Source organism: Burkholderia diffusa (assembly GCF_902499115.1).
In the GTDB taxonomy this organism is placed as follows: domain Bacteria; phylum Pseudomonadota; class Gammaproteobacteria; order Burkholderiales; family Burkholderiaceae; genus Burkholderia; species Burkholderia diffusa.
The window spans coordinates 1-1,688 of sequence record NZ_CABVPN010000065.1 but is presented as its reverse complement, the minus strand read 5'-3'; the positions used below and the strand labels follow the sequence as shown (position 1 = coordinate 1,688).

1 protein-coding gene is annotated in these 1,688 nt (G+C 65.8%); it reads right to left on the bottom strand.

All coding sequences use genetic code 11. The features are described 5' to 3' along the window. Positions 1-1,688, bottom strand: a 1,688-nt coding sequence (gene sdhA / locus BTE28158_RS32195) for a succinate dehydrogenase flavoprotein subunit (protein ID WP_174920289.1), incomplete at both ends; no start/stop codon positions are given.

Here is a 1,688-nt window from a genome sequence, read left to right as displayed (position 1 = left end):
TCGAGGCGATCGCCTTCGCTGTACCACAGCGTGTGGCGCAGCCAGTTGTCGTCGTCGCGGTGTTCGTAATCGCTGTGTGCGTGCGCGCCACGGCTTTCCTTGCGCGCTTCCGCCGACACCATCGTCGCGCGCGCGACTTCGATCAGGTTCTCCAGCTCGAGCGCTTCGACGCGCGCGGTGTTGAACACCTTCGACTTGTCCTTCAGGTGGATGTTTTCCACGCGCGCCTTCAGGCCGGCCATCTGATCAACGCCTTCCTTCAGCAGTGCCGACGTGCGGAACACGCCTGCGTGCTTCTGCATCGTCGCGCGGATGTCGTTGGCGACGTCCTGCGTGTACTCGCCCGAGGCCGACTTGTCGAGCTTGTTCAGACGCGCCAGCGAGAATTCGCCTGCATCGGCCGGCAGCGGCTTGTGTTCCTTCTGGTTCTTCACGTGCTCGACGATGTGGTTGCCGGCCGCACGGCCGAACACCACGAGGTCCAGCAGCGAGTTCGTGCCGAGGCGGTTCGCGCCGTGCACGGACACGCACGAGCACTCGCCCACTGCGTAGAAGCCGTTGACCGGATCCTTGTGGCCGCGCGACGTGCCGACAACCTGACCATGGATGTTGGTCGGGATGCCGCCCATCTGGTAGTGGATCGTCGGGACGACGGGGATCGGTTCCTTGATCGCATCGACGTTCGCGAACTTCAGCGCGATTTCGCGGATCGACGGCAGACGCTTCATGATCGTCTCGGCGCCGATGTGCGACAGGTCGAGCAGCACGTGGTCCTTGTTGGGACCGACGCCGCGGCCTTCCTTGATTTCCTGGTCCATCGAACGCGACACGAAGTCACGCGGCGCCAGATCCTTCAGCGTCGGGGCGTAGCGTTCCATGAAGCGCTCGCCGTTCGCGTTGCGCAGGATGCCGCCTTCGCCGCGCACGCCTTCGGTGATCAGCACGCCCGCGCCGGCCACGCCGGTCGGGTGGAACTGCCAGAACTCCATGTCCTGCAGCGCGATGCCCGAGCGTGCGGCCATGCCGAGGCCGTCGCCGGTGTTGATGAACGCGTTGGTCGATGCCGCGAAGATCCGGCCTGCGCCGCCCGTCGCGAACAGCGTCGTCTTGCCTTCCATGATGTAGACGTCGCCCGTCTCCATCTCGAGGGCCGTCACGCCGAGCACGTCGCCTTCCGCGTCGCGGATCAGGTCGAGCGCCATCCATTCGACGAAGAACTGCGTCTTCGCCTCGACGTTCTGCTGGTACAGCGTGTGCAGCAGCGCGTGACCGGTACGGTCGGCGGCCGCGCACGCGCGCTGGACCGGCTTCTCGCCGTAGTTCGCGGTGTGGCCGCCGAACGGACGCTGGTAGATCGTGCCGTCCGCGTTACGGTCGAACGGCATGCCGAAGTGTTCCAGTTCGTACACGACGTTCGGTGCTTCGCGGCACATGAACTCGATCGCGTCCTGGTCGCCGAGCCAGTCGGAACCCTTGATCGTGTCGTAGAAGTGGAAGTGCCAGTTGTCTTCGCTCATGTTGCCGAGCGACGCGCCGATGCCGCCCTGTGCGGCCACCGTGTGCGAACGGGTCGGGAACACCTTCGACAGCACGCCGACCGACAGGCCCGCACGCGACAGTTGCAGCGCTGCGCGCAAGCCCGAGCCGCCCGCGCCGACGATCACCACGTCGAACTTGCGGCGCGGCAG